The sequence below is a fragment of the Bradyrhizobium sp. CCBAU 11386 genome (genome assembly GCF_028128955.1).
In the GTDB taxonomy this organism is placed as follows: Bacteria; Pseudomonadota; Alphaproteobacteria; order Rhizobiales; family Xanthobacteraceae; genus Bradyrhizobium.
The window spans coordinates 1-507 of record NZ_LBKA01000064.1 but is presented as its reverse complement, the minus strand read 5'-3'; the positions used below and the strand labels follow the sequence as shown (position 1 = coordinate 507).

Here is a 507-nt window from a genome sequence, read left to right as displayed (position 1 = left end):
CGGCTCGTTCACGGGCACCGCGGCAACGGCCGGCGACGGCACCACGGCCCTGACCGGCGCCATCACCCTGATCGCCACCAACGGCACGACCGCGACCGGCCTGCTCGGCAACGCTCAGCCCGCCGACGGCGACACGCTGACCGTCAACGGCAAGACCATCACCTTCCGTAGCGGTTCTGCTCCGGCGTCGACGGCGGTTGCGTCTGGTTCGGGTGTCAGCGGCAACCTCGTCACCGACGGCAACGGCAACACCACCGTCTATCTCGGCACCGCCGGCACCCCGGCTGCGACGGTCAACGACCTCTTGACCGCGGTCGATCTCGCCAGCGGCGTCAAGACGGCTTCCATCAGCTCCGGCGCTGCGACGGTCGCGACCAGCGTCAACCAGACCGCTTCGAGCGTTGGTGCGGGCGCCGTCACGCTGAAGAGCTCGACGGGTGCGGATCTGAGCGTCACCGGCAAGGCCGACCTGCTCAAGGCGCTCGGCCTGAGCTCGGCGGTGGGCGG

General features: G+C 70.4%; 1 protein-coding gene. It reads left to right on the top strand.

The annotated features are described in order from the left end of the window. Positions 1-507 (top strand): DUF1522 domain-containing protein (locus XI09_RS08375; protein ID WP_271566418.1); only part of this gene is annotated, 507 nt, incomplete at both ends.